A 24,006-nucleotide genomic window follows, 5' to 3' on the forward strand; every position below is an offset into this window, starting at 1 on the left:
AATCCGATTGCCTTTTCGGTGCCCGATGGCAAGGGCGGGATCGTGATGCAGTTTGATCAGTCGACCACCACCGTGGCGCTTGGCAAGATAACCATGGCCAAGGCGGCAGGTGAGCGTATTCCCGAAGGCTGGGCGCTTGATGCGAGTGGCCAGCCGACGACAGACCCCGAAGCGGCCCTTGCCGGATCGCTGGTGAGCATGGGGGGTTACAAGGGCTGGGGCTTTGGCCTTATGGCCGAGCTTTTGGCGGCGGGCATGACCGGCGGCGTGGTCAGCCGCGACGTGAAGCCGCTAAAGGCGCCCGAGGGGGCGCCGCATGATCTTGGGCAGTATTACCTGCTGATGGATCCCGACACGTCGGGGGCGTTCTATGACCGCCTGGCACAGGTGGCCGAGGGGGTGGCGCTTGACGAGGGCGCGCGCATGCCGGGGCAGGGCAAACGGGAGGCTGATCCTGTCGAGGTGCCGGATGCACTCTGGGCGCAGGTGGCGGCGCTTGCCGGTTAGGCCGGGGCTGTGGCGCAGGGCGGGCGGATGACGCAGATCAAGGCATGGGGCGGCGAAAGCGGTTTGGATGGAAGCGCGATGAAGGAGGCTATGATGCGGATCGGAGTTTATGCGGGCCTGCTGGCAGTGATCGGCCTGTGCGGGCCCGTGATGGCGCAGGATAAGCGTCAGGGGGAAAAGACCTTTCAACGCTATTGCGCCGCCTGTCATGGCGCCGATGCCAGCGGCCATGGGCCGATGCGCCCGGTTCTGAGCGTGGCGCCAAGTGACCTGACGCTATTGTCGGCCATGAACGGCGGGGCCTTTCCGCTGGCCCGGACCGTGCGTCAGATCGACGGGCGCGACCCGATGGCCGCCCATGGCGAGCCGATGCCGATTTACGGGGATTTCTTTCAGGGCCGCGACGTGGTTCTGTCTCTGGGGAATGGCGAACAGATGCGCACCAGCCGGCAGGTGGTTGATCTTCTGGCCTACCTTCAGGGGCTGCAACGCCGATAACTGAGCGGCTTGAACCCTGTGCCGGTACGGCGCGTGGATCAAGGGGGCGCTGCCCCCATCGCCAGAGGCGATTCCCCCGGGATATTTAAGGCAAGAAGAAACCCGCATGCACGGTATGTGAAAGAGCACCGTTACGGTGCTGTGAGAGCCGGTTAATCCCTCGTTGATACTTCCCTTTTCCAGCGGGTGCGGTGCGCTGTGCCCGGTCAAGCATGGGACATACGCGTTTGACGCGGGATGTGGAAAGGGAACCATATGAACAAGGCAATTACCGACGGCATCGTTTTCATGCCTCAGCCCTTTGCGGCGGGGCTGGATCAATGGTCGAGCGGCGACGGCACGCCGGGATCGGATACCTATGAGAATGCGGTGAATGCGGCCTTTGTACCGGCGGATCAGGATTTCGGCGGCGCGCTGGAAATTCAGAAGGTCGATACGGTGCAAAAACTGCGGTATATGGGTGAAACCCCGATCTTGCCGGGCTGTTATCTTCAGGTCCGGGCGCGGATCAAGGCGATTTCCGGCAATCTGCCGAATGTGCGGATCGCGGCATGGGCCGGTGGGGCCGGGGGCGTTGCGGTTTCCGCTGTGGCGTTGAACGGGCCACAGGTCACGCTGACAAGCTATGGCGATGTCGTCGAGGTGACGGCCATTGTTGGCACCGGCGCGCGTACGGGGGTTGATATGCCTTGGGGCACGCAGGCGCTTTTTGGGCATTTCGGACTTGACCTTACGGGGCCGAGCGGCGGCATTGTGCGGATCGACGATATCGTTGTCGAAGACATAAGCCGGGTCTTCCTGCGCGATATCGTCAGCGCGGTCGATGTGCGCGATTACGGCGCCGTGGGCGACGGTATCGCGGATGATCACGCTGCGTTTGAAGCAGCTGACGGTGCCGCGAACGGGCGCGAGATCATCGTTCCGGCAGGCACCTATTTCCTTGGTCAAAGCACCACGATTCAGAACCGTATCCGGTTTGAAGGCACGCTTGAAATGGCGCAAAGCAGTATTCTGGCGCTGACCAGGAACTTTGACCTGCCTGCCTACATCGACGCTTTTGGGGAGAGCGAACTTGCCTTCAAGAAGGCCTATCAGGCGCTTTTGAATAATGCCGGTCACGTCACGCTTGATCTTGGTGGGCGCAAGGTGGCGTTGCGCAGCCCGGTTGACATGGCGGCGGCGGTCAATAACAAGACAACCTATAAGCAACGACATGTGATTGAAAACGGGCAGTTTTCTGTGTTTCCAGGGGCCACCTGGGACACCGAGGTGGTAACGTCGCAGGCAAGTTATGATCCGAGCGACGCCAAGCGTCTCATCAATGTCGAGAATGTTGCCAATATCCCTGTGGGGGCCCTGATCGAGGGCAATGGCGTGGGCCGCGAGGTCTATGTGACAGCCAGGAACGTCGCGGCGCAGCGTCTTGATATCAGCCAGCCGCTGTTTGATGCCGCTGGCACGCAGGTGTTCACCTTTCGGCGCTTCAAATACATGCTGGATTTCAGCGGGTTCGAGCAGATTTCGCGCATGGTCCTCTCCGAGATCGAATTTCAGTGCGGTGGCGATTGCAGCGCCATTCTCTTGCCGCCCAGCGGCACCGGGTTTCACCTGCGTGATTGCTTTGTCACGCGGCCCAAGGACCGCGGCATCAGCAGCCATGGTGAAGGCGATCAGGGCATGATGATCGACCGCTGTCAGTTCCTGTCGGATGAAAGCCCGCTTTTGTCGACCGAGCGTGTCTCGATCGGGTTCAACTCCAATGCCAATGACATCAAGGTGCGCGACAACCGGGTGGTGCATTTCCGGCATTTCGCGGTGGTTGGCGGATCAAGCTCGATCATCGCGGGCAACCATGTGTTTCAGGGCGATTCCGCGCTCAACGGGATACGGACCGCCGGGTTTGTCCTGACGCGTACCAACAATCGCGGCACCATCAGCGGCAATTACATCGACAATTGCTTTATCGAATGGGGCAACGAGCATGACCAGGCGCCGGAGTTCTCGGGAGAGTTTTCGTTCAGCGCGCTGAGCATCACCGACAACGTGTTCCTGGCCAGCGATGTGGCGCCGTGGTTCACTTTTATCATGGTCAAGCCACATGGCGCGGGGCATTTCCTGAACGGGGTGTCGGTGACCGGCAATTCGTTCCGCGGGATTGGTGCCATTGACCGGGTCGAAACCGTGGATACCAGTTTTGCCGATCTCGATTACAACAACATCAGCAATGTCACCTTTGACGACAATGCCTTTCACAATATCCGGACTCCTGTCGCAAGCCCGTTGTTGATGGAGCATACCGAGGCCAGCGCCGGCACCACCTGGGTGGTACGGCCTGCGCCCAAGTTGCCGTTCGGGGCCTGGGCACAGGTGGTTGAATCGGTGATGGCGTCCGGGCCGCTGCGTAATGCGGCGAATGCGGTGCAGCATGTGATGCCCTATTACGAGGCCAAGCAGGGTGCCAATCGGGACGAGATCAACCTGCGCTGGCCGCAGGCGGTCTCGGGGACGGTGATCCTCCGGGTGCGGATCGACGACCCGCTCTGATGGGGAGCCTCTGGCGAGGCTGTCAAAAGCTTCGCCAGAGGCCCAGTTTGACGCCTTGGGCCCGACCGCCGTAAACCATCTGGCTCAGGCCGAATTCAATATGCTGGCCGGGCCTGGTCTCATAAATGAAAGAGGGGGCGAAGCGGGCATAGGCGTCACCGACCACCGGATGACCGGCCTGAACCTGAAGGATCAGCTTGGTTTTGCGGGTGGTGGACAGGCCAAAGGTGAAATCGCTCTCGAGTGCGATATTGGCACCGCCAAAGAGGATGGTCCGGCCATCGAGCGCCAGCCAGCCGTTGCGATCCCAAAGCGAAAGATTGCGCCCGAGAGACAGGCCCGGACGCAAGACGTTTTGCGCCTGGACCTGGCCGGCACCCATCTCGAAGGCAAGCTTGACGGTTCGCGCTTCAGGCCTGAGCGGCCAGCGCAGAAAGCCGATAATCTTTGACATCCGCGTGCCATCGCCCCCCAGATCGGCCCCTGCCGTCAGCCGGTCGCTTAACCCGTGTTCCGCGTAGAGCGTAAAGGTTTGCCGGTAAAAGCCATAGCTGTCCGGTCCCTCGATCTGACCCGAAGACGCGATGAACGTCTTGCCCTTTCCGCGTGACCATGCCCCCGCCTGGGCCGCAGCGGCAAGGCATGGCAATAGGATCAACGCGAGAACAAGCCGTCGGAACATGGTTACCTCGGCGTCAACCCTCGTTAAAAAGGGTAAAGCGAGGGTTAAGGGCGCTAAGAATTTACCCAAGTGCGGCTGCGTGCTAGGCTGGTGTTGCAAAGGAGGTGCGTGATGCCCCATATCGCCCAGGACAACAGCCATCAGACGGTGATCACCACATTCGAGGTCACCCCCGGCACCTGTCAGGATCTGCTTGATCTGCTGACTGGGGCCTATCAGGATTTCATCTCCAAACAGCCCGGCTTTGTTGCGGTCGGCCTGCACGTGAACGATGCCCAGACCCGGATCGCCAGCTATTCGCAATGGCGCAAGCGAGAGGACTTTCAGGCGATGCTTAGGACCAAGGAAATGCGCATGCGCAACCGGGAGATCAACGAGCTGTGCAAAAGCTTTGAGCCGGTGATGTATGATGTTGCGGCAACTTTCGGATGAAAGATGACGGAGCGGCCCCCGAGGATCTGACGCGGGAACTGCATGCGTTGCGCGCCGAGTTGCACCGTCTCAACAGTCACCGATTTATCCGGGTTCACAATTCGGTCCCGCGCATGCTTGCCTTCAATTTCGCGCGTGGGCTTGCGGTCGGGCTTGGTACGGTGCTTGGGGCATCCGTTCTCTTGTCGCTTCTGGTCTGGGGCCTTAGCCAGATCGAGTTTCTGCCGATCATCGGCGAATGGGCGGCCCAGATATCCCGGCAGATGCGTGAGCTTCAATAACACCGCGGGGGAACCTGACATGGATCAAGGCGCCCGGCCCCGCTTTGCGTAACCCTTGGGCAACCGCAACAGGGAAGGAAACCGAATGTACAAGCATATTTTGGTGCCGATTTCGTTTGATAATGACCGAGATTCGAAAGGCGCCGTCGCTGCCGCGCGGCTACTGGCCGATAATGGCGGCCGGATCAGCCTGCTGCATGTGATAGAGCATATCCCGGCCTACGCCATCTCTTATCTGCCGCAGGATTACCTGACCGAGGCGCGCAAGGCGGTTGAAAAGGAATTGGCCGATCTGGCCGCAACGCTGCCCGATGCCACCGCTCACGTGATCGAGGGGCATTCGGGGCGGACCATTCTGGATTGGGCCGACGAGAACAAGCCCGATTGCATCGTGATCGCAAGCCATCGCCCCGGTATGCAGGATCTTCTGCTTGGCTCGACCGCCACGCAAGTAGTGCGCCATGCCCGGTGCTCTGTGCATGTGATGCGCTGATTTCAGGCGGTTTCCCGCAGGATCTGTCAAATTCCTGACGGCAGTACATATCGTCATGTTGATCTTGCGGCTCGCCCCGCTTAAGGCCGGGGCATGGCCCTACGATTGACCCTTGTGATCGCCCTTGCGATCGCCGCCTTGACCCTGACACCGCCGGGGGCTCCGCAGCCGGGGATGCCAGGCTTTGACAAGCTCGTGCATATGCTGGCCTTCGCGGTTCTTGCGATGCCAATGGCTTATGCGCGGCGCCTGGCTGTCTGGCAGGTCGTTCTGGCGAGCCTGGCCTTTGGCGGGATGATCGAGTTGATCCAGCCATTTGTCGGGCGCAGCGGCGAATGGGCGGATTTATTGGCCGATGGCCTGGGCGCATCAGGCGGGGCGTGGGTCGCGGCACGGGTCGGACGCGGGCGCGTGGTGTAAGCGGATATGTTTCAACGTCGGGCGCGCTTACCGAAATCTTGAAAAGATTTCGATCCGATTTCTTTAAAAGAAATCGGGGATACCCCGGGGGTGAGCCACCGGATCGGGGCGCGGTTGCAGAAAATGATGATCTGTCCGGAATTTTCTAACACCTGATAGCCCCGCCGGTGGATCTCACGCATGAAACGCTCCATGCCCACGTAGCGCTCCACATCCCGCGCCTTGCGGCGGATCACGGCACCCTGTTGGACGGATTTGGAGGTGAAGAGGTCATGGAGCCAAACCTCGGGCGAGAGAGGGGAGTTTCGGTTTTGCATGTGTCGAGCATGCGGGACGGGTGGTTAAGGTGAGATTAACCGGAGTGGATTTTCGGCGGCGTTGCTGCGAGATATTCACCGCCCCCGCCGCTTCACATTCCCGCCATGCTGGCCCGACCGACCTGCTGTCGAACGCCCCCGGCCCTTGACCGCCTCGGCGCTTGCCTTGGCGACGGCCTGCTGGCGCGCCAGCGGGTCGTCTGAGATCACCAGGTCGACCGCCTCAAGCCGTTTGACCTCGTCGCGCAGCCGGGCGGCCTCTTCGAACTCCAGGTTCTCGGCGGCCTTGCGCATGTCGCTGCGCAGACCGTCCAGAACTGCCTGAAGATTGGCCCCGGCAAGCGGTTTGTCGATGGTGGCGGTCACCCGGTTCATATCCACATCGCCCTTGTAGAGCCCTTGCAGGATATCATCTACGTTCTTCCTGATCGTCGTCGGGGTGATGCCATGCTCAAGGTTATAGGCGATCTGTTTTTCGCGCCGCCGGTTGGTCTCGCCCAGGGCGCGCTCCATGCTTCCGGTGATGCGGTCGGCATACATGATGACCCTGCCTTCGGCGTTACGTGCCGCCCGTCCGATGGTCTGGATGAGCGAGGTTTCAGACCGCAGGAAGCCTTCCTTGTCTGCGTCAAGAATGGCCACAAGGCCGCATTCCGGGATATCAAGCCCCTCACGCAACAGGTTGATTCCGATAAGCACGTCAAAGGCCCCAAGCCGCAGATCGCGCAGGATCTCGATCCGCTCTATCGTGTCGATGTCGCTATGCATGTAACGCACGCGAATGCCCTGTTCGTGCAGGTATTCGGTAAGGTCCTCTGCCATGCGCTTGGTCAAGGTGGTGACAAGTATGCGATAGCCCTCGGCAGTGACCCGGCGGATTTCGTCCAGAAGGTCATCGACCTGGCTTGCGACCGGGCGGATTTCAACCTCGGGGTCGATAAGGCCGGTGGGGCGGATCACCTGTTCGGTGAATACGCCGCCGGTCTGTTCGATCTCCCATTTCGCCGGGGTGGCCGAGACAAACACCGATTGCGGGCGCATCGCATCCCATTCCTCGAATTTCAGCGGTCGGTTGTCCATGCAGGACGGCAGGCGAAACCCATGCTCGGCCAGCGTGAACTTGCGCCGATAGTCGCCCTTGTACATGCCGCCGATCTGGGGCACCGAAACATGGCTTTCATCGGCAAAGACAATCGCGTTGTCGGGGATGAATTCGAACAGGGTGGGGGGCGGCTCGCCGGGGGCGCGCCCGGTCAGGTAGCGCGAATAATTCTCGATCCCGTTGCAGACCCCGGTCGCCTCGAGCATCTCAAGATCAAAGGTACAGCGCTGTTCCAGCCGCTGTGCCTCAAGCAGCTTGCCCTCGTTGACCAGCTGATCCAGACGCTGGCGCAATTCCTTTCTGATGGCGATCAGGGCCTGTTGCATGGTCGGCTTGGGCGTCACGTAATGCGAATTGGCATAAACGCGGATTTGTTCAAACGTATCGGTCTTTTCGCCGGTCAGCGCGTCGAACTCGGTGATGCTTTCCAGTTCCTCACCGAAAAACGATAGCCGCCAGGCGCGGTCTTCAAGGTGGGCGGGAAAGATTTCAAGGCTGTCGCCACGCACCCGGAACGACCCGCGTTGAAACGACTGATCGTTGCGGCGGTATTGCTGGGCCACCAGATCGGCCATTATCTTGCGCTGATCATAGTCGCTGCCGACCTTGAGGTCCTGCGTCATGGCGCCATAGGTTTCGACGCTACCGATGCCATAGATGCACGACACCGAGGCCACGATGATCACATCGTCGCGTTCCAGAAGCGCGCGGGTGGCCGAGTGGCGCATCCGGTCGATCTGCTCGTTGATCTGGCTTTCTTTCTCGATATAGGTGTCGCTGCGCGCGACATAGGCCTCTGGCTGATAGTAGTCGTAGAAGCTGACGAAATATTCGACAGAGTTGTCCGGGAAGAACCCCTTGAATTCGCCATATAGCTGCGCGGCGAGGGTCTTGTTCGGGGCAAGAATGATTGCCGGGCGCTGGGTCTGTTCGATTACCTTGGCCATGGTGAAGGTCTTGCCGGTGCCGGTCGCGCCAAGCAGGACCTGATCGCGCTCGCCGTCGAGAATGCCTTGTGACAGCTCCTTGATCGCGGTCGGCTGATCGCCGGCCGGTTCATAGTCCGTAGCCATGACAAAGCGTTTGCCGCCTTCAAGCTTGGCGCGCATGGCGATATCGGGCGCGGGGCTGTTGAGAACGGAGGGCGTCTTGTCGGAATGGGCATAGGGCATGGGGGCGGTCCTTTGGCTAGCATCACATTTGTGATCTTTGCGCGGGGGTTCAACCCCAAAGACGGGTGCGGGCGGTGTTCGGCATCAGGGGGCGCAAGAGTATCGCCCGATGTCGATTGGTGCGCGCCGCTGGATCTGTTTAGATCGGTTTTGCCTGGCGCGCCATGTGTCAGGCCCCGGAAAATTCTCCTGCGGCCGGATCCAGATACCCGCGTAAGGCGAATCGAAGCTTCGCGGCGCTTGAGATGTGACGTTACGTCAGAATGTAAGGGAGGGGCATCTTGCCGCAGTGCGGCTTTGGCTTGGGGAAACCTCCTGTGCCGCGTGGTCCGTGGCGGGGTGACTGCTAGCGCTAAACCGTCCTCATCCCTCATATAATCGCAATAATGTAAATTAATTTACAATTACGCACAGGAAAAAGGCAAAGTTTTCACCTGATATACAGGGCCATATGCAAAAACTGTTAATTTTTTGCGCATTTCAGGGTAACGTATGCCATGGGATACAAAATCTACCTTGATCGGCTTTCAGGTGGACATTGGGACGGAGGATTTCAAGCCATGGTAAAAACATTGAATGCTGCAGGTGCAAAGGCGCCCGATTTTCATATCGATCCAGAGGCCTATGGCCGCATGTACGCGGAGTCGGTCAATGATCCGGTCGCGTTCTGGGGTGAGCATGGCAAGCGGCTTGACTGGATCAAGCCCTATACCCAAGTCAAGAACACCTCTTTTGCCTATGACAATGTTTCGATCAAGTGGTTTGAAGACGGCACGCTGAACGTTGCCGCCAACTGTGTGGATCGCCACCTTGCCACCCGCGGCGATCAGACCGCCATCATCTGGGAGCCCGACAGCCCCGATGAAGAGGCGCTGCATATTACCTATAAAGAACTGCACACGCAGGTCAGCAAGATGGCCAACGTCCTGAAATCCATGGGCGTGGGCAAGGGCGACCGGGTTGTGATCTATCTGCCGATGATCCCCGAGGCCGCCTATTCGATGCTCGCCTGCGCACGCATCGGTGCCATTCATTCGATCGTGTTCGCGGGCTTTAGCCCCGATGCCCTTGGGGCGCGGGTCAATGGCTGTGATGCCAAGGTGGTGATCACCGCCGATCACGCGCCGCGAGGTGGCCGCGCGACCAAGCTCAAGGATAACGTCAATCAGGCGCTTTTGCATGATGTAGACGAAGTGAAATGCCTTGTGGTCAAGCGCACCGGCGGTCAGATCGCATGGCGCGATGGGCTTGATTTCTGGTGGCATGAAGAAGCCGCCAAGGTTTGCGCCGATTGCCCGCCCGAGGAAATGGGTGCCGAAGATCCGCTGTTTATCCTCTATACCTCTGGTTCGACCGGTCAGCCCAAGGGCGTCGTGCACACATCGGGTGGCTATCTTGCCTATGCCGCGATGACGCATGAGTATATTTTCGACTATCACGAGGGTGACATTTACTGGTGTACCGCCGATGTCGGCTGGGTTACCGGCCACAGCTATATCGTCTATGGCCCGCTGGCCAATGGGGCCACCACCGTGATGTTCGAAGGGGTGCCCACATATCCCGACGCGGGCCGCTTCTGGCAGGTTTGCGAAAAGCACAAGGTCACGCAATTCTACACCGCGCCCACCGCCATCCGCGCCCTGATGGGCAAGGGCACCGGCCCGGTCGAGGCCGCCGACCTGAGCAGCCTGCGCATCCTTGGGTCGGTCGGCGAGCCGATCAACCCCGAAGCGTGGAACTGGTACAACGAGGTTGTCGGCAAGGGCAATTGTCCGATCGTCGACACCTGGTGGCAGACCGAAACCGGTGGCATCCTGATCACGCCGCTGCCCGGCGCGGTCGGCACGCCCAAGCCCGGTTCGGCCACCAAGCCCTTCTTTGGTGTGCAGCCGATCATGCTGGATGACAAGGGCAACGAGTTGGAAGGTGCCACCGAGGGTGTACTGGCGCTCAAGGATAGCTGGCCGGGGCAGATGCGCACCGTCTGGGGCGATCACGGGCGGTTTGTCTCGACCTATTTCGAGATGTTTAAAGGCTATTACTTCACCGGCGACGGCTGTCGCCGGGACGAAGACGGCGATTACTGGATCACCGGGCGCGTTGACGATGTGATCAACGTTTCCGGCCACCGCATGGGCACCGCCGAGGTTGAATCGGCGCTGGTCGCGCATGCCACCGTCTCTGAAGCCGCGGTTGTCGGTTATCCCCATGATATCAAGGGGCAGGGCATCTATTGCTATGTCACCCTGATGGACGGGGTCGACGCCACCGATGAGCTGCGCACGGAGCTTGCCAACTGGGTCCGTGCCGAGATTGGCCCGATTGCCAAGCCGGACGTCATCCAGTGGGCGCCGGGACTGCCGAAAACCCGTTCGGGCAAGATCATGCGCCGCATCCTGCGCAAGATCGCCGAGAACGATTACGGCAGCCTTGGCGATACCTCGACCCTCGCCGATCCGTCGGTCGTGGACGAGCTGATCAGCAACCGCGCCGCACTGGCCTGAGGGGGAAGACGATGATGGACGGAATGAAAACACCGCAAACCGCCGCCAATCTGGTCCTGCTGGGGCCGCCGGGTGCGGGCAAGGGCACACAGGCACGCATGCTTGAGGAAAAATTCGGCCTGGTTCAGCTTTCGACCGGCGACCTTCTGCGCGCGGCTGTTGCCGCAGGCACAGAGGCCGGGCGCGCCGCCAAGGCGGTGATGGAAGCGGGCGATCTGGTCAGCGACGAGATCGTGATCGCGATCCTGCGCGACCGTCTTGCTCAATCCGATTGCGCCGGTGGCGTGATCCTTGATGGCTTTCCGCGCACCACCGTACAGGCCGAGGCGCTTGACGGGCTGCTGGCCGATCTTGGTCAGGGCATCCGCGCCGCCATCAGCCTTGAGGTTGACGATAGCGCGATGGTGACCCGGATTTCGGGCCGCTTCACCTGTGGCGGGTGCGGCGAGGGTTATCACGACAGTTTCAAGACCCCGGCAGAGAGCGGCAAATGCGACAAATGCGGCGGCACCGACATGAAGCGCCGCGCCGATGACAATGCCGAAACCGTCACACAGCGCCTTGTGGCCTATCACGCGCAGACCGCGCCGCTGATCTCATATTACGACGCGCGCGGGGTTCTGGCCCGCGTTGATGCGATGGCCCCGATCGGGGATGTCGCCAAAGAACTGAACGCGGTCGTCACAGCGACGCTTGCGTAAAGAACGGCCCGCGCCGGGATGGTCCCGCGCGGGCAGGAGGAAACCTGTAAAAAGGGAGGGTACGCTTTGTCCGATAAAGAAGCATCCAACGCCTATTGGAAAGCCAATGTGCGTCTTATTCTATGGAGCCTGGTGATCTGGGCCCTTGTCTCGTTCGGCTTTGGCATTCTGCTGCGCCCGATGCTGTCGGGGATCGCCGTCGGCGGCACCGATCTTGGCTTTTGGTTCGCACAGCAAGGGTCGATTCTGGTCTTCCTGGCGCTGATCTTTTTCTACGCCTGGCGGATGAACAAACTCGATGCCGAACACGGCGTCGGTGAAGAATAACAGGGACAGGCACAATGGATCAGTTTACACTCAACCTGCTGTTTGTGGGCGCGTCTTTCGCTCTCTACATCGGCATCGCAATCTGGGCGCGCGCAGGCTCGACCAGTGAATTCTACGCCGCCGGTCGCGGCGTTCACCCGGTCACCAACGGCATGGCGACAGCGGCTGACTGGATGTCGGCGGCCTCGTTCATTTCGATGGCTGGCCTCATTGCCTTTACCGGCTATGACAACTCGACCTTCCTGATGGGGTGGACCGGCGGTTATGTTCTGCTGGCCCTGCTGCTGGCGCCTTACCTGCGCAAGTTCGGCAAGTTCACCGTGTCCGAGTTCATCGGCGACCGGTTCTATTCCAAGACCGCCCGCATGGTGGCCGTGATCTGTCTGATCGTGGCCTCGACCACCTATGTGATCGGCCAGATGACCGGCGTTGGCGTGGCCTTTGGCCGCTTTCTTGAAATCTCCAACACCAGCGGTCTTTTGATCGGGGCCTGTGTGGTGTTTGCCTATGCGGTTTTCGGCGGCATGAAGGGTGTGACCTATACGCAGGTGGCGCAATATGTCGTGTTGATCATGGCCTATACCATCCCGGCGATCTTCATCTCGCTGCAACTCACCGGCAACCCGGTTCCGGCGCTTGGCCTGTTTGGGGATCACGTCGCCAGTGGCGAGCCGCTGTTGGCAAAGCTTGACCAGATCGTGCGCGAGCTGGGCTTTAACGAGTATACGACCCACCACGCCGACACATTGAACATGGTTCTGTTCACGTTGTCGCTGATGATCGGTACGGCGGGTCTGCCGCATGTTATCATGCGCTTCTTCACCGTACCGCGCGTCGCCGACGCGCGCTGGTCCGCCGGTTGGGCGCTTGTCTTCATCGCGCTGCTTTACCTCACGGCTCCGGCTGTGGGCGCCATGGCCCGCCTTAACATCACCGAGCTGATGTGGCCCAATGGTACCGACGCACAGGCCGTGTCGGTCGAAGACATCGCGAACGATCCCAAGTACGACTGGATGCAGACCTGGCAGAAAACCGGCCTGCTGGATTGGGAAGACAAGAATGGCGATGGCCGCATCCAGTACTATAACGATGCAAACACTGCCATGCAGGAAAAAGCGGCCGCCAACGGCTGGACCGGCAACGAGCTTACCAAGTTCAACCGTGACATCCTCGTGCTTGCCAACCCCGAGATTGCCAACCTTCCCGGCTGGGTGATCGGCCTTGTTGCGGCGGGTGGTCTTGCGGCGGCCCTGTCAACGGCGGCGGGTCTGTTGCTGGCGATCTCTTCGGCGGTAAGTCATGACCTTATCAAAGGTCAGCTGAACCCGAATATCTCGGAGAAAAGCGAACTGATGGCGGCGCGTGTTGCCATGGGTGTTGCGATTGTCGTGGCCACCTATCTTGGCCTCAACCCTCCGGGCTTTGCGGCCCAGACCGTGGCCCTGGCCTTTGGTCTGGCGGCGGCGTCAATCTTCCCGGCGCTGATGATGGGGATCTTCTCGACCAAGATCAACAACCACGGCGCCGTTGCCGGCATGCTTGCCGGTCTGGTCGTGACGCTGGTCTATATCTTCCTGCACAAGGGTTGGTTCTTCATTCCGGACACCAACAGCTTCACCGATGCCGATCCGCTTCTGGGTACGATCAAGTCGACCTCCTTCGGTGCAATCGGCGCGATGATCAACTTCGCCGTGGCCTATCTTGTGGCTGGCATGACCAAAGAGACCCCGCAAGAGATCAAGGATCTTGTGGAAAGCGTGCGCGTCCCCAAAGGGGCGGGCGCTGCGACCGACCACTAAATACCTTTCGGCGGGGGCGGCAGATGTCGCCCCCGTCTTTCTCGATGCCCCCGATATTTCCGGATCAAGGGCACTTTTAGATAGATTTCCTGACGGCCCCCAAGGGATACTGATGCAATGAGCGATCCCAGAACCGACCTGCTTGAGGCGCTGACGCGCCATGCGCCGTTTGACGCTTTGCCCGATGCGCTGCGCAGGGATATCGGCCCGCATCTTGCCATGGTCGAGATCGCCACCGGTGATGTGCTGTTTCAAAAGGGCGGCCCGCTGGCCGGGCTTTACGTGGTCGAGAGCGGCGCGCTTGACATCGAGACCGGCCATGCGGATCTCGTGTCGCGCCGCGGCGTCGGTGACATCATGGGCGAGCGTGGCCTGCTGCGCGATGGCAATGCCATGCTGACTGCTCGCGCGGTCGAGCCAAGCCGCCTTATCGTCATCCCCAAGGACCGCTTTCTTGACCTGATGGAGCGTTCCGACGAGATCGCCGAATGGTTCGAGCGCGCGCGCCCCTCGGCGGGCGGGGGCGACGATGGCCCCTATGCCACCGGCCTTACCGCTCTTCAGGTCTCGGACATGATGGCGCAGACGCCGATCACCTGTAGCCCCGAAACGACGATCACCGATGTCGCCCGCCTGATGCGCGATCACGTGATTTCCTCTGTGGTGGTGATGCAGGGCGAGCGACTGGCCGGGATCATCACCGCGCATGACTTGACCAACAAGGTGCTGGCCGAGGGCCTGACCGGGGCGGTGCCGGTGGCCCGGATCATGACGCCCGATCCTGTGACCATCGCGCCTAATCAGCTTGGGCTTGATGCGCTGATGAAGCTGTCCGAACTGGGGGTCAACCACCTTCCCGTGGCACAAAACGGCCGCGTGGTGGGGATGATCGGCAAGACCGACCTGTTCCGCCAGCAGGCCGCCACTGCCAGCCATATGGTCGCCGATATTGCCCATGCCGACACCCCCGAGGCCATGGCGCAGGGGATGGAGCGCGTGCCAAGCCTTTTGGCCCAGCTCGTGCATGCGGGCGCGCGGCCCCAGTCGATCACCCGCCGGATCACCGATATCACCGATGCGATCACCCGGCGCCTGCTGCATCTGGCCGAGGCCGAGTTGGGCGCCCCTCCCGTGCGCTATCTCTGGGCCGCCTGCGGTAGCCAGGGACGGCGCGAACAGACCGGCGTTTCAGATCAGGACAACTGTTTGATTCTCGATGATGCCGTGCGCCCCGAGCATGACGCCTATTTCGCCGCCCTCGCTAGGTTTGTCTCTGACGGGCTTGATGCCTGCGGGTTTGTCTATTGTCCGGGGGACATGATGGCCACCAACCCGAAATGGCGCCAGCCCCGGCGCGTCTGGCGCGAGTATTTCGCAGGCTGGATCAGACAGCCCGACACCGAGGCGCAAATGCTGGCCTCGGTGATGTTCGACCTGCGCCCGATCGCGGGTGAGGCCTCGCTGTTTGACGACCTGCAAAACGAGGTCCTGACACAGGCGCGCAAGAATTCGATCTTCGTGGCGCATATGATCTCGAACTCGTTGAAGCACACTGTTCCCCTCAGCCTGTTTCGCGGCTTTGCCCTGATCCGCTCGGGTGAGCACAAGAATACCATTGATCTGAAGCATTCCGGCGTGGTGCCGGTGGTCGATCTGGGGCGCATCTATGCGCTTTTGGGTGAGCTTGAGGTGGCGGGCACGCGAGAGCGGATCGAGGGCGCGCGAGCGGGCGGCGTGATTTCCGATAGCGGTGCGCGCGACCTTCTGGACGCCTATGACCTTATCGCCGAGACCCGCCTGCGCCATCAGGCAAGCCAGATCAGGGCAGGGCGCGCGCCCGACAACTTCATGGCGCCGTCAGATTTGTCGGAATTGGAGCGCACCCACCTGCGTGATGCGTTTATGGTGGTCAAGACAATGCAATCGGCCCTTCAGCAGGGGCGCGGAACACCGGGATGACATATGTTTTTTGAATTGATCGCCACCTTTGCTGCCGGCATCGCCGCCGCCGGTCTGGCCCTTGTGGCCGGACACCTGAGCGGGGGGCGCTTGCCCCGCTGGTCGATTCCGGTCGCGGCGGGCGCGGCCATGATCGCCTATGCGGTCTGGTCTGAATATTCCTGGGCCTCGCGCACCAGCGCAAGCCTGCCCGAGGGGGTCGAGGTTCTGGTAAGCGTTACCGAATCCCGCCCGTGGAAACCCTGGACCTATGTCGTGCCGCAGGTCACGCGGATCATGGCGCTGGATCGCGCGGGCATACAGAGCAACCCGGATGCGCCCGATGTGAAGCTTGTCGATCTTTATTTCTTTGCCCGCTGGACACCCCCCGCCAAACGCCCGCAACTTGTCAATTGCACCACATCGGCGCGTGCCGACCTGACCGAGGGCGCGCTGAGCGATCCCGCCGCCGCGATCTGGCGCGAGGTGGGTGACAGCGATCCGCTGATCGCTGCGCTTTGTGCCAAATGATCCGTCACCGAGCCATCAGGAGGAGACCCGCCCATGTCCAAAAAATCGGTTCTTCTGGTCGAGGATGAGGACAATATCGCGCTGGCCCTGGAGCATCTCCTGGGGCGCGAAGGATACCGCCTGCGCCGGGTCGCAAGTGGCAATGCCGCGCTGGAGGCGCTGGCCGAAGACCGCCCCGATCTTGTTGTTCTCGACGTCATGCTGCCCGAGCGTTCGGGCTATGAAATCTGTCAGATCATCCGCAACGATGCCGCCCTGCGTGACATCAAGGTGCTGATGATGACCGCCGGCGGCGGCGAAGTCGAGCGACGCAAGGGGCTGGCCCTGGGGGCGGATGCGTTCTTGACCAAACCCTTTGCCACCCGCGATCTGACAAGGCAGATCGGGCAAATGCTGGACGGGGACGAGGATGGCTGAACGGTTGGGCCTGCGGCTGCGCTTTGCGCTTTTTTTTGCCGCCCTCGGGATTGGCGGGGTTGCGATCATCGCCGCCGCGCTCTGGTTCGGCCAGTCCCGCGCGGGCCGCGATCCGGGGGGCTATGTGATTGCCGGTGTGGTCGCCGCCCTCGGGGTGCTTGGGCTTGCGGCCTGGATCGGGCTTTTGTTCGATGAAAACGTCGCCAAGCCGATCCTGGCGCTTGCCTCTGACCTGAGCACGCGCGCGCGCGCCGATGTCGACCTTGAAATCGACGAAACCCAGGCCAAACACCTGAGCACGCTGGCCCCCGCCGCCAATGCGATCAATGCCGCCCTTGCCGAGGCCCGCGCCGCCCGGCAACGCGCGATCGAGCGTGAAACCGCGCGTATCAGCCGCGAAAAGGCGCTTTTCGAGGCGCTGTTTCGCGACCTTGGCGAAGGCGCGGTCGTGGCCACGCCCGACAACCGCGTGATGCTTTACAACCGTATGGCGCAAGAGCTTTTGGGCGAGATCGGTCTTGATCGCCCGCTCTCGGCTTTCCTGCGCCCCGAGCCGGTCCTGGATGCGCTCAAACGCATGCAGGCGGCACGCATCCGGGGGCGGATCAGCGCCGAGACCTTCCTTGCCGCCAGTGCCGATGGCACGCGTTTCCTGTTGGGCCGGGTCAGCCCGATCCTGTCGGATGAAGAGGTGACGGGGCACGTACTTATCTTTCGCGACGCCACGGATGACCTGAGTGCGCATGCCCATAATGATCACCTCTTCAACAGCCTGCTTGAGGGCGTGCGCCGCCCTGCCGCGACCATTGGTGCGCTTTTGGATGTGCTGCAATCGGGCGATGACCTGTTGCCGGAAACCCGCGCCCGCTTTCGTCAGGGGATCGAGGATGAAGTCGGGCGCCTGTTCGGCTGTCTTGACGACATGGGCAAGCGCCATTCGGCGGCCAGATCGCGGCGCTGGCCGATGTCGCCGGTGGCGGTCTCGCATATCTTCGACGGGCTGAGCGCGCAAATAGATCTGCCGCTTGCCACGGGTGAAACCGATGCCACGCTGATCTGTGACGGCTTTGCCATCACCGCGCTTCTGGCGCAGGTAATTGACGGCTTGACCGAAACAGGCGAGCGTCGCGATCTTGCGCTTGGTGCTGAGGTCGAGGGCGAGGAAACCCGCCTTGTCATGACGTGGCAGGGGCCTGCGGTCAGGGATGGCGAAATCGCCGGTTGGCTGGCGCGCCCTCTTTCGACCGCCTATGGGGATTACACCGGCCGCGACGCCCTGAGCGGTCATCAGAGCGATTTGTGGTGCGAACCGACCGCGACCGGCCACAGGATCGTCATGCCTCTGGTGTCGGGCGCGCCGCCGCTTGCCTTGGGGGATGCGCGGCCTGAATTTTATGATTTCAACCTGCCGGATGCGCCTATGGGCGACCTCGCAGAGCGCGCGCTTGCGGATCTGTCATTTGTGGTGTTCGACACCGAAACCACCGGGCTGTCGCCGCGCGGTGGCGACGAGATCGTACAGATTGCGGGCATAAGGATCGTCAATGGCCGTATCCTGCGCGGCGAGATCTTTGATACGCTGGTCAATCCGGGGCGCGCGATTCCGCCCGCGTCGACGCGGGTGCATCACATTTCCGACGATATGGTGACCGATGCACCGGATATCACGCAGGCCGGGCAGCGGTTTCACGAGTTTTGCAAGGGCGCGGTTCTGGTCGCCCACAATGCGCCCTTCGATCTTGCGTTTCTGAGGCTCAAGGAACAGGTGATCGGGCGCCGCTTTGACAATCCGGTGCTGTGCACGGTGCTGATGTCGGCGGGGCTGTTCGAGCATACCGGCGCACATACGCTTGATGCGCTCTGCGAGCGGTTTGGCGTCACCATCCCGCCAGAGGCCCGCCATACCGCCATGGGCGATACCCTTGCCACCGCAGAGGTGTTTGTGCAGATGCTGGAACTGCTCAAGGCCAAGGGCGTGACCACGCTTGGCGGCGCCATCGCCGAAGAGGGGCGGATGACCAAGATCAGACGCGCGCAGAATTACTAGCGCCGCCGTTGTCCGATTTTCACCGTTGCGCCAGAACCTCGGCCAGGACATCAAAGACCAGCCGTATTTTCGGACTGGTGTGAATTTCGCGATGCGTTGTTAACCAGATCGGAAAGCTGATGGATGTCTGCGGCAGGATCCGCACCATATCCGGGCTGTGTTTCGCGATGGCCTCATCCATGGGCACAATCCCGAGACCGGCCTTCGCCAGCGCCCATCCGACCAGCCCGTTTTCGGATCCCACGCGAAATTGCCGCTCGTCCAGGTCAATGCCGGTTTCGCGCAGATAGGCCGCCATGCGAGGGGTATCGCCAAAAGAGATGAAATCGTGCTGGCCCAGATCCTCGAGCGATTGGGGATGCCCACGCGTGGCCAGATAATCCCTGGAGGCAAAAAGACAGGCCCGCGCTTCGCATATCAGGCGCGCGACCAGGTCGGGCTGATCGGGGCGCACGTGGCGAATGGCGATATCCGCCTCGCGGCGCATCAGGTCGCGCAGATCATTGGCCGCGATGACATCAATCACAAGATTGGGGGCAAGCGCCCTGATCCGGCCTACGGCAGCCGGCAACAGCACCGCTGACAGGACATCGCTTGCCGTGATGCGAACAACGCCCTCGATGGTTTGCGACTGGCCAAGGGCGGTCAACGCGACCCTGTCGGCCGCAGCCCCCATATCGCGAACGTGGCGGTGCATCTCGCGGCCAGCGGCGGTCAGCGCCAGCCCCCGGCCGACACGTTCGAACAACATCAGGCCAAGCTCGTCTTCGAGTGCGGCAATCTGGCGGCTCAGCGTTGGTTGTGTCAACCCGAGCACACGGGCCGCCGCAGAAAGCGAGCCCTCATCAGCGGTTGCCAGAAAGCCCCGCATGCGGTTCCAGTCAAATGGATAACTCATACGAAAAATCATATATTGCATGAAAATTTCGTCAATTACATACAGAAACGCATGAATGTAGGGTTTGGCGAAAAGGAGATAGTCATGATCGACGACGCCACCTTTTGGGACAGGACCGCACCCAAATACGCCAAATCCCCGATCTCAGATCCGGTCGCCTATGAATATACCCTTGAGCGGACACGGAGTTATCTGACTGCGACGGACCGGGTGCTTGAACTTGGCTGCGGAACCGGCTCTACCGCCTTGTTTCTGGCCCCTGATGTGGCGCATATCACGGCGGTTGATATCTCGCCGGGGATGCTTGCCATCGCGCGTGAAAAGGCCCGCGATGCAGGGATCGTGAACGTGACCTTCGAGACCGGAGCCACGGTGCCGGATGAGGGCGATTATGACGTCGTCATGGGCTATAGCCTGTTTCATCTGCTCCCCGACATGGAAACGCGTTTTGCGCAGATCCGCGACCTGCTGCCGACGGGGGGATACTTCATCTCGAAAACCGCCTGTCTTGGGCAGAGCGGGGCGGGCCTTGGCGGTGCGCTAAAATCGCTGATGATCCGCCTTGCCATTCCGGTGATGCAACGGATCGGCAAGGCGCCCTATGTGCGCAGTTTTTCGGTGCAGGACCTCGAGGATGCGATCACCGGCGCAGGCTTTGAGATCATCGAGCATGGCAGTCATCCCAAGGGGCCACCGCCCGCCCGCTATATCGTCGCGCGCAAGGTGTAGGCCGCGTTTCGGGGCAGCGGTCAAACCGAACTGGAGATGCCCGCGCGCCTTGGGGCCACTCCCGGAGATGGCCCGAATCTTGCCGTCATGCCGGGGGATGTCGGGCTTGTTTCAAGGTGTCTTCCCAAAAGAGACATGAGTTGTCCCGAAAATTGTCTTAATCGTCGGCCATTTAAAAAAGGTGCAACGAGGTTAGGTAGAGCCCATGACGCCTGCAAAAGCAGTCTTGTTTTCCGAGAGACGGAACGCAAAATCGTTAGAAAAACGCCTTGAAGATGAAACGCTCGTGGTTCGAGAGGCGATGCATGGCTACGCAATGGCCAAGACGGTTGAACGCGCCTTCACGTGCCTCGGGCTGCTGTCGATACTCGTTGGCCTTGTTGTCGGGCTGCTGTCCACCGCACCGATATATGCAAGTGCGCTCGACAACTCGGTTCTGTCCGGGGCAGGGCTGGTGATAACCGGCTTCATGCTTTTTGCATTTGGGACAAGAGGATCTCGCCGGCAACTGACGGTGGATGCCGATCACAAGAAAATCGAGTTTGGCCGGATCAACAGCAGTAATCTATGCCGTATCTCGAATGTCGTTCAATTCACCGAGATCGAAAGCGTTTACGTCCAACGGTCTGCGGATCATTCCGGTAAATTTTGCCTGATGCTCAGCACATGCCATCGCAGGGCGCCCTATACCGTACTTACGGGACATGAGGGCGACCTCCGAGACTTGCACGAAGACATCTGCCGCGTCGTCAAGCCGGTTTCCTTTGCCAACAGGCATCAGCCAACAGTTGCGCGCCTGTTTGAGCAGTTGGCCGGAGCCGGGTAAGCCGGGTTCGACACGCATCAGAACCGGCGAAGGCACCTGAGGCCATGTGATATCAATTCGCGTTCCTGCCGACAGGGCGCGGCGGTAAAACCCGACAGATGGGGCGGCACAATCCCCTGCCGCCTTAGCCTACTGCGCCTTGCGGTACTTGCCGGGTGAGTGGCCAAAGCGTTTGCGAAAGCACTTGGTGAAAATAATCGGTGAGGCAAAGCCCGAGGCGACGGCGATTTCTGTCACGCTCATGTCGGTCTCTCGCAAAAGACTATGGCCATGGTCCAGTCTGAGGTCGCGAAAGAATCTGTATGGGGTCTTGTTGAGGTATTTCATGAAAAGCCGTTCCATTTGGCGGCGTGAACAGCCTGCGGCATCTGCCAGATCTTCCATTGCCGTTGGCGTTTCGATATTGGCTTGCATGAGCTTGATGGCGCGGACCAGCAAAGGGTTGCGGCTTTCGATTGCATTGCTGATCGACCTGCGTTGCGGGGAACGCTCGCTGCGGCGCTGTGCGTATAGGCACATGTCGGCGACCAGATCGGCAAAGGGCCGACCGTAATCGTCTTCAATGATTTCCAACATCATGTCGGTCGCGCCCACGCCCCCACCGCAGGTGAAAATCCTGCCGTCCACCTCATAGGTGTTTCCGGTCACCTCTACCTCGGGAAACTTTTCGCGGAATGCGGGTTGGTTTTCCCAATGCAGCGTGGCCTTGCGCCCCGCCAGCAATCCCGCCTGTGCGAGGGCGATCGTGCCGGTGCAGATACCGCCCACACGTCCGCCAAAGCGGGCATGCTGGCGCAGGACCGCCTGCAACTCCTTGCGGCCCTCGCCACTTCGTACCGTGCCGCCGCAGACCACCAGATCGGTATCGCGCTCGCTCGGCCCGAGCGGCTGATCGACATTCACCGACATCCCGCAGGAACTGGTTACTGCGGCACCATCCTGCGAGGACACGGTCCAGCGATAGAGCGGGCGCTGCGCCAGCTGATTGGCGATCCTCAGAGGATCAAGCGCTGCGCTGAACGCCAGAAGGGTGAAGTCGGGGAGCAGGTGAAAGGCGAAATGCCGGGCCGGCTTGGTTGTTTCAACTGCAAAGAAGGCCGCGCCCTGCGGCACAATGGCCTCGCGATGCGGTTCGGGCTTATGCGCGGGGCTGGGCATGACAGCTATCGGACTCCAAATGCACCCTCGGCGCGCGCGCCGGGTGCAGATCAACAGGGGGCAGTTCATCATGACTTGCCTCTATCTTCAACTCTTCTCCTGTCTCGCCCGCGAAAAAGCAATGTCCGGGGCGCAACCAAAAAAGACCGGTTCGGGCGGATATCTTCGACAAATCGCTATGCACGAGGCGGCTTGCCGTTTAGCAAAACCCTGCAATACATCCGCCCCCATGAGGTAAGGACCTGTTGAATGTCAAAAATCAAAGTCAATCTTGTTGGCGCGGGCCGTGTCGGCCAGACGCTGCTTGGCCTTTTGAAAACCTTGCCGGGATATGCAATTCAAGACGTGTTGAGTTCTCGATACACCTCGGCGCAAGACGCTGTTCAGTTTGCCGGGGCGGGGCGGGCGGTGGCGACTTATACAGAGCTGAAACCGGCGGACCTTTGGATATTGACCGTGCCGGATACCCAGATTTCAGCGGTCGCCGCCGAAATTGCAAAAGTGTTCAAAGGCCGTGGTGTCGACGAGCCGCCGCCGGTTGCCTTCCATTGCAGCGGTTTCTTCGCAGCCGATCAGATGGCGCCGCTTGACGACCTTGGGTGGCGACTGGCCAGCGTGCACCCGGTGCTTACATTCACTGACCCGGCAACCTCGGTCAAACGATTCAAGGGAACCTATTGTGGAGTCGAAGGCGATGGGACGGCCCTGTGCTTGGTTGAAGGATTGTTGAAAGAGATTGGCGGCATCGCGTTTCATATCAAATCCGATAGCAAAAGCCTTTATCATGCCGCCGCAGTGATCTCGAACAATTTCACGGTGGTCTTGCAGGCAATCGCGCGCGAAGCCTGGGCCGCCGCCGGGGTGCCGGATGACATCGCGAAGCAGCTGAACATCACGTTGCTTGAGGCCACCTGCGAGAATGTGGCGGCCCATGGACCATTGGCCGCGCTTTCTGGACCGGCAGCACGCGGCGACACGTTTGTCGTCACGCAAGAGGGCAGGGATGTAACCCGCTGGCACCCTGCTGCAGGCGTTATTTACAATGAGCTGAGCTTGCTTGCGCAGAAGTTGAAAGCCGACGGCAAGACAGGCTAGCACTCTGGTCCCGGCGTGTGACGGTTTAGTGATCCGTGGCCATCAGAGGGGCGCGTTCTGGGATAAATTCCTGCACGAGGGCGCCAAGGAAAAAGGTCAGGCGACATTGATGCCGGATCTTCGAAAGTCGTCGATCAGCGCCTCGGGGGCAGAGCGATTGGTGATCAGCGTTTCGATCGCTTCCACCTCCCAGGAACGGACCCGGCTGGTGGCGCCCAGCTTGGTGTGATCCGCCAGAGCGACCGATCGCAGGGCCTGCGCCGCCATCGCGATAGAGATTTCGGCCTCTTGCAGGTCGTAGAAAAATGCGCCTTTCTCCGGATGCACGGCGACGGGCGCGGAAAAGCAGAGATCGACCTCAAAGCGCCGGATTTCTGACAGCGTGAGTTCGCCCACAGTGGCAGGCACATCCGCCGCGATCCGTCCCCCCAGCAAGACGACCTCCATCGCGCCGGCTTGCAGGGTCGTGGCAATGTCCAGCGAATTGGTGATGACCGAGACGCCGGGAACCTTCAAAAGCTCGCGGGCGAAGACTGCTGTGGTTGATCCTGCATCCACCATGATCGTCTGTCCGGGCTGGATCAGTCC

The 24,006-nt window shown here is 60.8% G+C and carries 24 protein-coding genes; 18 read left to right on the forward strand and 6 right to left on the reverse strand.

Annotation, left to right across the window (positions count from 1 at the left end):
* The 3 genes from QZ522_RS08340 to QZ522_RS08350 all read left to right on the forward strand — a co-directional run.
* Positions 1-507, forward strand: a 507-nt coding sequence (locus QZ522_RS08340; RefSeq protein ID WP_294609694.1) for an Ldh family oxidoreductase, incomplete at its 5' end; no start/stop codon positions are given.
* Positions 508-534: 27 nt separating this feature from the next.
* Complete coding sequence (locus QZ522_RS08345) at positions 535-1,005, forward strand: cytochrome c (protein WP_363319807.1); 471 nt, start codon at positions 535-537, stop codon at positions 1,003-1,005.
* Positions 1,006-1,260: 255 nt separating this feature from the next.
* The gene (locus QZ522_RS08350) at positions 1,261-3,549 is read left to right on the forward strand and encodes a glycosyl hydrolase family 28-related protein (protein ID WP_294609697.1); all 2,289 of its coding nucleotides are present in this window, start codon (positions 1,261-1,263) and stop codon (positions 3,547-3,549) included.
* 22 nt (positions 3,550-3,571) lie between these two features.
* On the opposite strand, the gene QZ522_RS08355 is transcribed toward QZ522_RS08350, so the two are convergent.
* The gene (locus QZ522_RS08355) at positions 3,572-4,231 is read right to left on the reverse strand and encodes a hypothetical protein (RefSeq protein ID WP_294609699.1); all 660 of its coding nucleotides are present in this window, start codon (positions 4,229-4,231) and stop codon (positions 3,572-3,574) included.
* A gap of 111 nt (positions 4,232-4,342) precedes the next feature.
* Between QZ522_RS08355 and QZ522_RS08360 the strand changes: the two genes are divergently transcribed.
* The 4 genes from QZ522_RS08360 (at position 4,343) to QZ522_RS08375 (ending at position 5,857) form a co-directional block, all read left to right on the forward strand.
* On the forward strand, positions 4,343-4,663 hold the full coding sequence (locus QZ522_RS08360; RefSeq protein WP_294609702.1) for an antibiotic biosynthesis monooxygenase family protein: 321 nt from the start codon (positions 4,343-4,345) through the stop codon (positions 4,661-4,663).
* Positions 4,660-4,944 (forward strand): DUF5665 domain-containing protein, encoded by a 285-nt coding sequence (locus QZ522_RS08365; protein ID WP_294609705.1) that lies wholly within the window; start codon positions 4,660-4,662, stop codon positions 4,942-4,944. Before QZ522_RS08360 ends, QZ522_RS08365 begins: the two co-directional genes overlap by 4 nt.
* A gap of 85 nt (positions 4,945-5,029) precedes the next feature.
* Positions 5,030-5,437, forward strand: coding sequence for a universal stress protein (locus QZ522_RS08370; RefSeq protein WP_294609708.1), 408 nt, complete (start codon positions 5,030-5,032; stop codon positions 5,435-5,437).
* A gap of 93 nt (positions 5,438-5,530) precedes the next feature.
* On the forward strand, positions 5,531-5,857 hold the full coding sequence (locus QZ522_RS08375; protein ID WP_294609711.1) for a VanZ family protein: 327 nt from the start codon (positions 5,531-5,533) through the stop codon (positions 5,855-5,857).
* 11 nt (positions 5,858-5,868) lie between these two features.
* On the opposite strand, the gene QZ522_RS19085 is transcribed toward QZ522_RS08375, so the two are convergent.
* Together QZ522_RS19085 and uvrB are read right to left on the reverse strand one after the other, a co-directional pair.
* Complete coding sequence (locus tag QZ522_RS19085) at positions 5,869-6,093, reverse strand: hypothetical protein (RefSeq protein ID WP_365353570.1); 225 nt, start codon at positions 6,091-6,093, stop codon at positions 5,869-5,871.
* A gap of 156 nt (positions 6,094-6,249) precedes the next feature.
* Positions 6,250-8,448, reverse strand: a complete 2,199-nt coding sequence (uvrB, locus tag QZ522_RS08385; protein WP_294609713.1) for an excinuclease ABC subunit UvrB — start codon at positions 8,446-8,448, stop codon at positions 6,250-6,252.
* A 560-nt stretch (positions 8,449-9,008) separates the two neighbouring features.
* On the opposite strand from uvrB, the gene acs reads away from it, so the two are divergent.
* The 8 genes from acs (at position 9,009) to QZ522_RS08425 (ending at position 18,712) form a co-directional block, all read left to right on the forward strand.
* Complete coding sequence (gene acs, locus QZ522_RS08390; RefSeq protein WP_294609716.1) at positions 9,009-10,952, forward strand: acetate--CoA ligase; 1,944 nt, start codon at positions 9,009-9,011, stop codon at positions 10,950-10,952.
* A gap of 14 nt (positions 10,953-10,966) precedes the next feature.
* Positions 10,967-11,653, forward strand: a complete 687-nt coding sequence (locus tag QZ522_RS08395; protein WP_294609719.1) for an adenylate kinase — start codon at positions 10,967-10,969, stop codon at positions 11,651-11,653.
* A 66-nt stretch (positions 11,654-11,719) separates the two neighbouring features.
* Complete coding sequence (locus QZ522_RS08400; RefSeq protein WP_294609721.1) at positions 11,720-11,980, forward strand: DUF4212 domain-containing protein; 261 nt, start codon at positions 11,720-11,722, stop codon at positions 11,978-11,980.
* A 14-nt stretch (positions 11,981-11,994) separates the two neighbouring features.
* Entirely contained in the window at positions 11,995-13,779 is a 1,785-nt protein-coding gene (locus tag QZ522_RS08405) for a sodium:solute symporter family protein (RefSeq protein ID WP_294609723.1), read from the forward strand.
* 117 nt (positions 13,780-13,896) lie between these two features.
* The gene (locus QZ522_RS08410) at positions 13,897-15,738 is read left to right on the forward strand and encodes a DUF294 nucleotidyltransferase-like domain-containing protein (protein ID WP_294609727.1); all 1,842 of its coding nucleotides are present in this window, start codon (positions 13,897-13,899) and stop codon (positions 15,736-15,738) included.
* 3 nt (positions 15,739-15,741) lie between these two features.
* Positions 15,742-16,248 (forward strand): hypothetical protein, encoded by a 507-nt coding sequence (locus QZ522_RS08415; protein WP_294609730.1) that lies wholly within the window; start codon positions 15,742-15,744, stop codon positions 16,246-16,248.
* Between the two features lie 33 nt (positions 16,249-16,281).
* Positions 16,282-16,665 (forward strand): response regulator, encoded by a 384-nt coding sequence (locus QZ522_RS08420; RefSeq protein WP_294609732.1) that lies wholly within the window; start codon positions 16,282-16,284, stop codon positions 16,663-16,665.
* Entirely contained in the window at positions 16,658-18,712 is a 2,055-nt protein-coding gene (locus QZ522_RS08425; protein WP_294609734.1) for an exonuclease domain-containing protein, read from the forward strand. The genes QZ522_RS08420 and QZ522_RS08425 overlap by 8 nt, the downstream gene beginning before the upstream one ends.
* Positions 18,713-18,731: 19 nt before the next feature.
* On the opposite strand, the gene QZ522_RS08430 is transcribed toward QZ522_RS08425, so the two are convergent.
* Positions 18,732-19,610, reverse strand: coding sequence for a LysR family transcriptional regulator (locus QZ522_RS08430; RefSeq protein WP_294609737.1), 879 nt, complete (start codon positions 19,608-19,610; stop codon positions 18,732-18,734).
* A gap of 84 nt (positions 19,611-19,694) precedes the next feature.
* On the opposite strand from QZ522_RS08430, the gene QZ522_RS08435 reads away from it, so the two are divergent.
* Positions 19,695-20,339 (forward strand): class I SAM-dependent methyltransferase, encoded by a 645-nt coding sequence (locus tag QZ522_RS08435; RefSeq protein WP_294609739.1) that lies wholly within the window; start codon positions 19,695-19,697, stop codon positions 20,337-20,339.
* A 205-nt stretch (positions 20,340-20,544) separates the two neighbouring features.
* Positions 20,545-21,165: a hypothetical protein gene (locus QZ522_RS08440; RefSeq protein WP_294609742.1), complete on the forward strand. Its 621-nt coding sequence runs from the start codon at positions 20,545-20,547 to the stop codon at positions 21,163-21,165.
* A gap of 129 nt (positions 21,166-21,294) precedes the next feature.
* On the opposite strand, the gene QZ522_RS08445 is transcribed toward QZ522_RS08440, so the two are convergent.
* Positions 21,295-22,323, reverse strand: a complete 1,029-nt coding sequence (locus QZ522_RS08445) for a GlxA family transcriptional regulator (RefSeq protein ID WP_294609745.1) — start codon at positions 22,321-22,323, stop codon at positions 21,295-21,297.
* A 249-nt stretch (positions 22,324-22,572) separates the two neighbouring features.
* Between QZ522_RS08445 and QZ522_RS08450 the strand changes: the two genes are divergently transcribed.
* The gene (locus QZ522_RS08450; RefSeq protein WP_294609748.1) at positions 22,573-23,418 is read left to right on the forward strand and encodes a DUF2520 domain-containing protein; all 846 of its coding nucleotides are present in this window, start codon (positions 22,573-22,575) and stop codon (positions 23,416-23,418) included.
* A gap of 96 nt (positions 23,419-23,514) precedes the next feature.
* Here the strand turns inward: QZ522_RS08450 and QZ522_RS08455 are convergent.
* A partial coding sequence (locus QZ522_RS08455) for a DeoR/GlpR family DNA-binding transcription regulator (RefSeq protein WP_294609751.1) occupies positions 23,515-24,006 on the reverse strand: 492 nt, incomplete at its 5' end.

It is taken from the genome of uncultured Roseovarius sp. (assembly GCF_913054395.1).
Taxonomy (GTDB): Bacteria; Pseudomonadota; Alphaproteobacteria; order Rhodobacterales; family Rhodobacteraceae; genus Roseovarius.

Coding starts and splice junctions, on each gene's coding strand:
- QZ522_RS08445 (WP_294609745.1), bottom strand. CDS start 22,323: ATGCCCAGCCCCGCGCATAAGCCCGAACCGCATCGCGAGGCCATTGTG.
- acs (WP_294609716.1), top strand. CDS start 9,009: ATGGTAAAAACATTGAATGCTGCAGGTGCAAAGGCGCCCGATTTTCAT.
- QZ522_RS08415 (WP_294609730.1), top strand. CDS start 15,742: ATGTTTTTTGAATTGATCGCCACCTTTGCTGCCGGCATCGCCGCCGCC.
- QZ522_RS08375 (WP_294609711.1), top strand. CDS start 5,531: ATGGCCCTACGATTGACCCTTGTGATCGCCCTTGCGATCGCCGCCTTG.
- QZ522_RS08360 (WP_294609702.1), top strand. CDS start 4,343: ATGCCCCATATCGCCCAGGACAACAGCCATCAGACGGTGATCACCACA.
- QZ522_RS08350 (WP_294609697.1), top strand. CDS start 1,261: ATGAACAAGGCAATTACCGACGGCATCGTTTTCATGCCTCAGCCCTTT.
- QZ522_RS08370 (WP_294609708.1), top strand. CDS start 5,030: ATGTACAAGCATATTTTGGTGCCGATTTCGTTTGATAATGACCGAGAT.
- QZ522_RS08405 (WP_294609723.1), top strand. CDS start 11,995: ATGGATCAGTTTACACTCAACCTGCTGTTTGTGGGCGCGTCTTTCGCT.
- QZ522_RS08430 (WP_294609737.1), bottom strand. CDS start 19,610: ATGAGTTATCCATTTGACTGGAACCGCATGCGGGGCTTTCTGGCAACC.
- QZ522_RS08425 (WP_294609734.1), top strand. CDS start 16,658: ATGGCTGAACGGTTGGGCCTGCGGCTGCGCTTTGCGCTTTTTTTTGCC.
- QZ522_RS08395 (WP_294609719.1), top strand. CDS start 10,967: ATGGACGGAATGAAAACACCGCAAACCGCCGCCAATCTGGTCCTGCTG.
- QZ522_RS08440 (WP_294609742.1), top strand. CDS start 20,545: ATGACGCCTGCAAAAGCAGTCTTGTTTTCCGAGAGACGGAACGCAAAA.
- QZ522_RS08365 (WP_294609705.1), top strand. CDS start 4,660: ATGAAAGATGACGGAGCGGCCCCCGAGGATCTGACGCGGGAACTGCAT.
- uvrB (WP_294609713.1), bottom strand. CDS start 8,448: ATGCCCTATGCCCATTCCGACAAGACGCCCTCCGTTCTCAACAGCCCC.
- QZ522_RS08355 (WP_294609699.1), bottom strand. CDS start 4,231: ATGTTCCGACGGCTTGTTCTCGCGTTGATCCTATTGCCATGCCTTGCC.
- QZ522_RS08345 (WP_363319807.1), top strand. CDS start 535: ATGACGCAGATCAAGGCATGGGGCGGCGAAAGCGGTTTGGATGGAAGC.
- QZ522_RS08435 (WP_294609739.1), top strand. CDS start 19,695: ATGATCGACGACGCCACCTTTTGGGACAGGACCGCACCCAAATACGCC.
- QZ522_RS08450 (WP_294609748.1), top strand. CDS start 22,573: ATGTCAAAAATCAAAGTCAATCTTGTTGGCGCGGGCCGTGTCGGCCAG.
- QZ522_RS08420 (WP_294609732.1), top strand. CDS start 16,282: ATGTCCAAAAAATCGGTTCTTCTGGTCGAGGATGAGGACAATATCGCG.
- QZ522_RS08410 (WP_294609727.1), top strand. CDS start 13,897: ATGAGCGATCCCAGAACCGACCTGCTTGAGGCGCTGACGCGCCATGCG.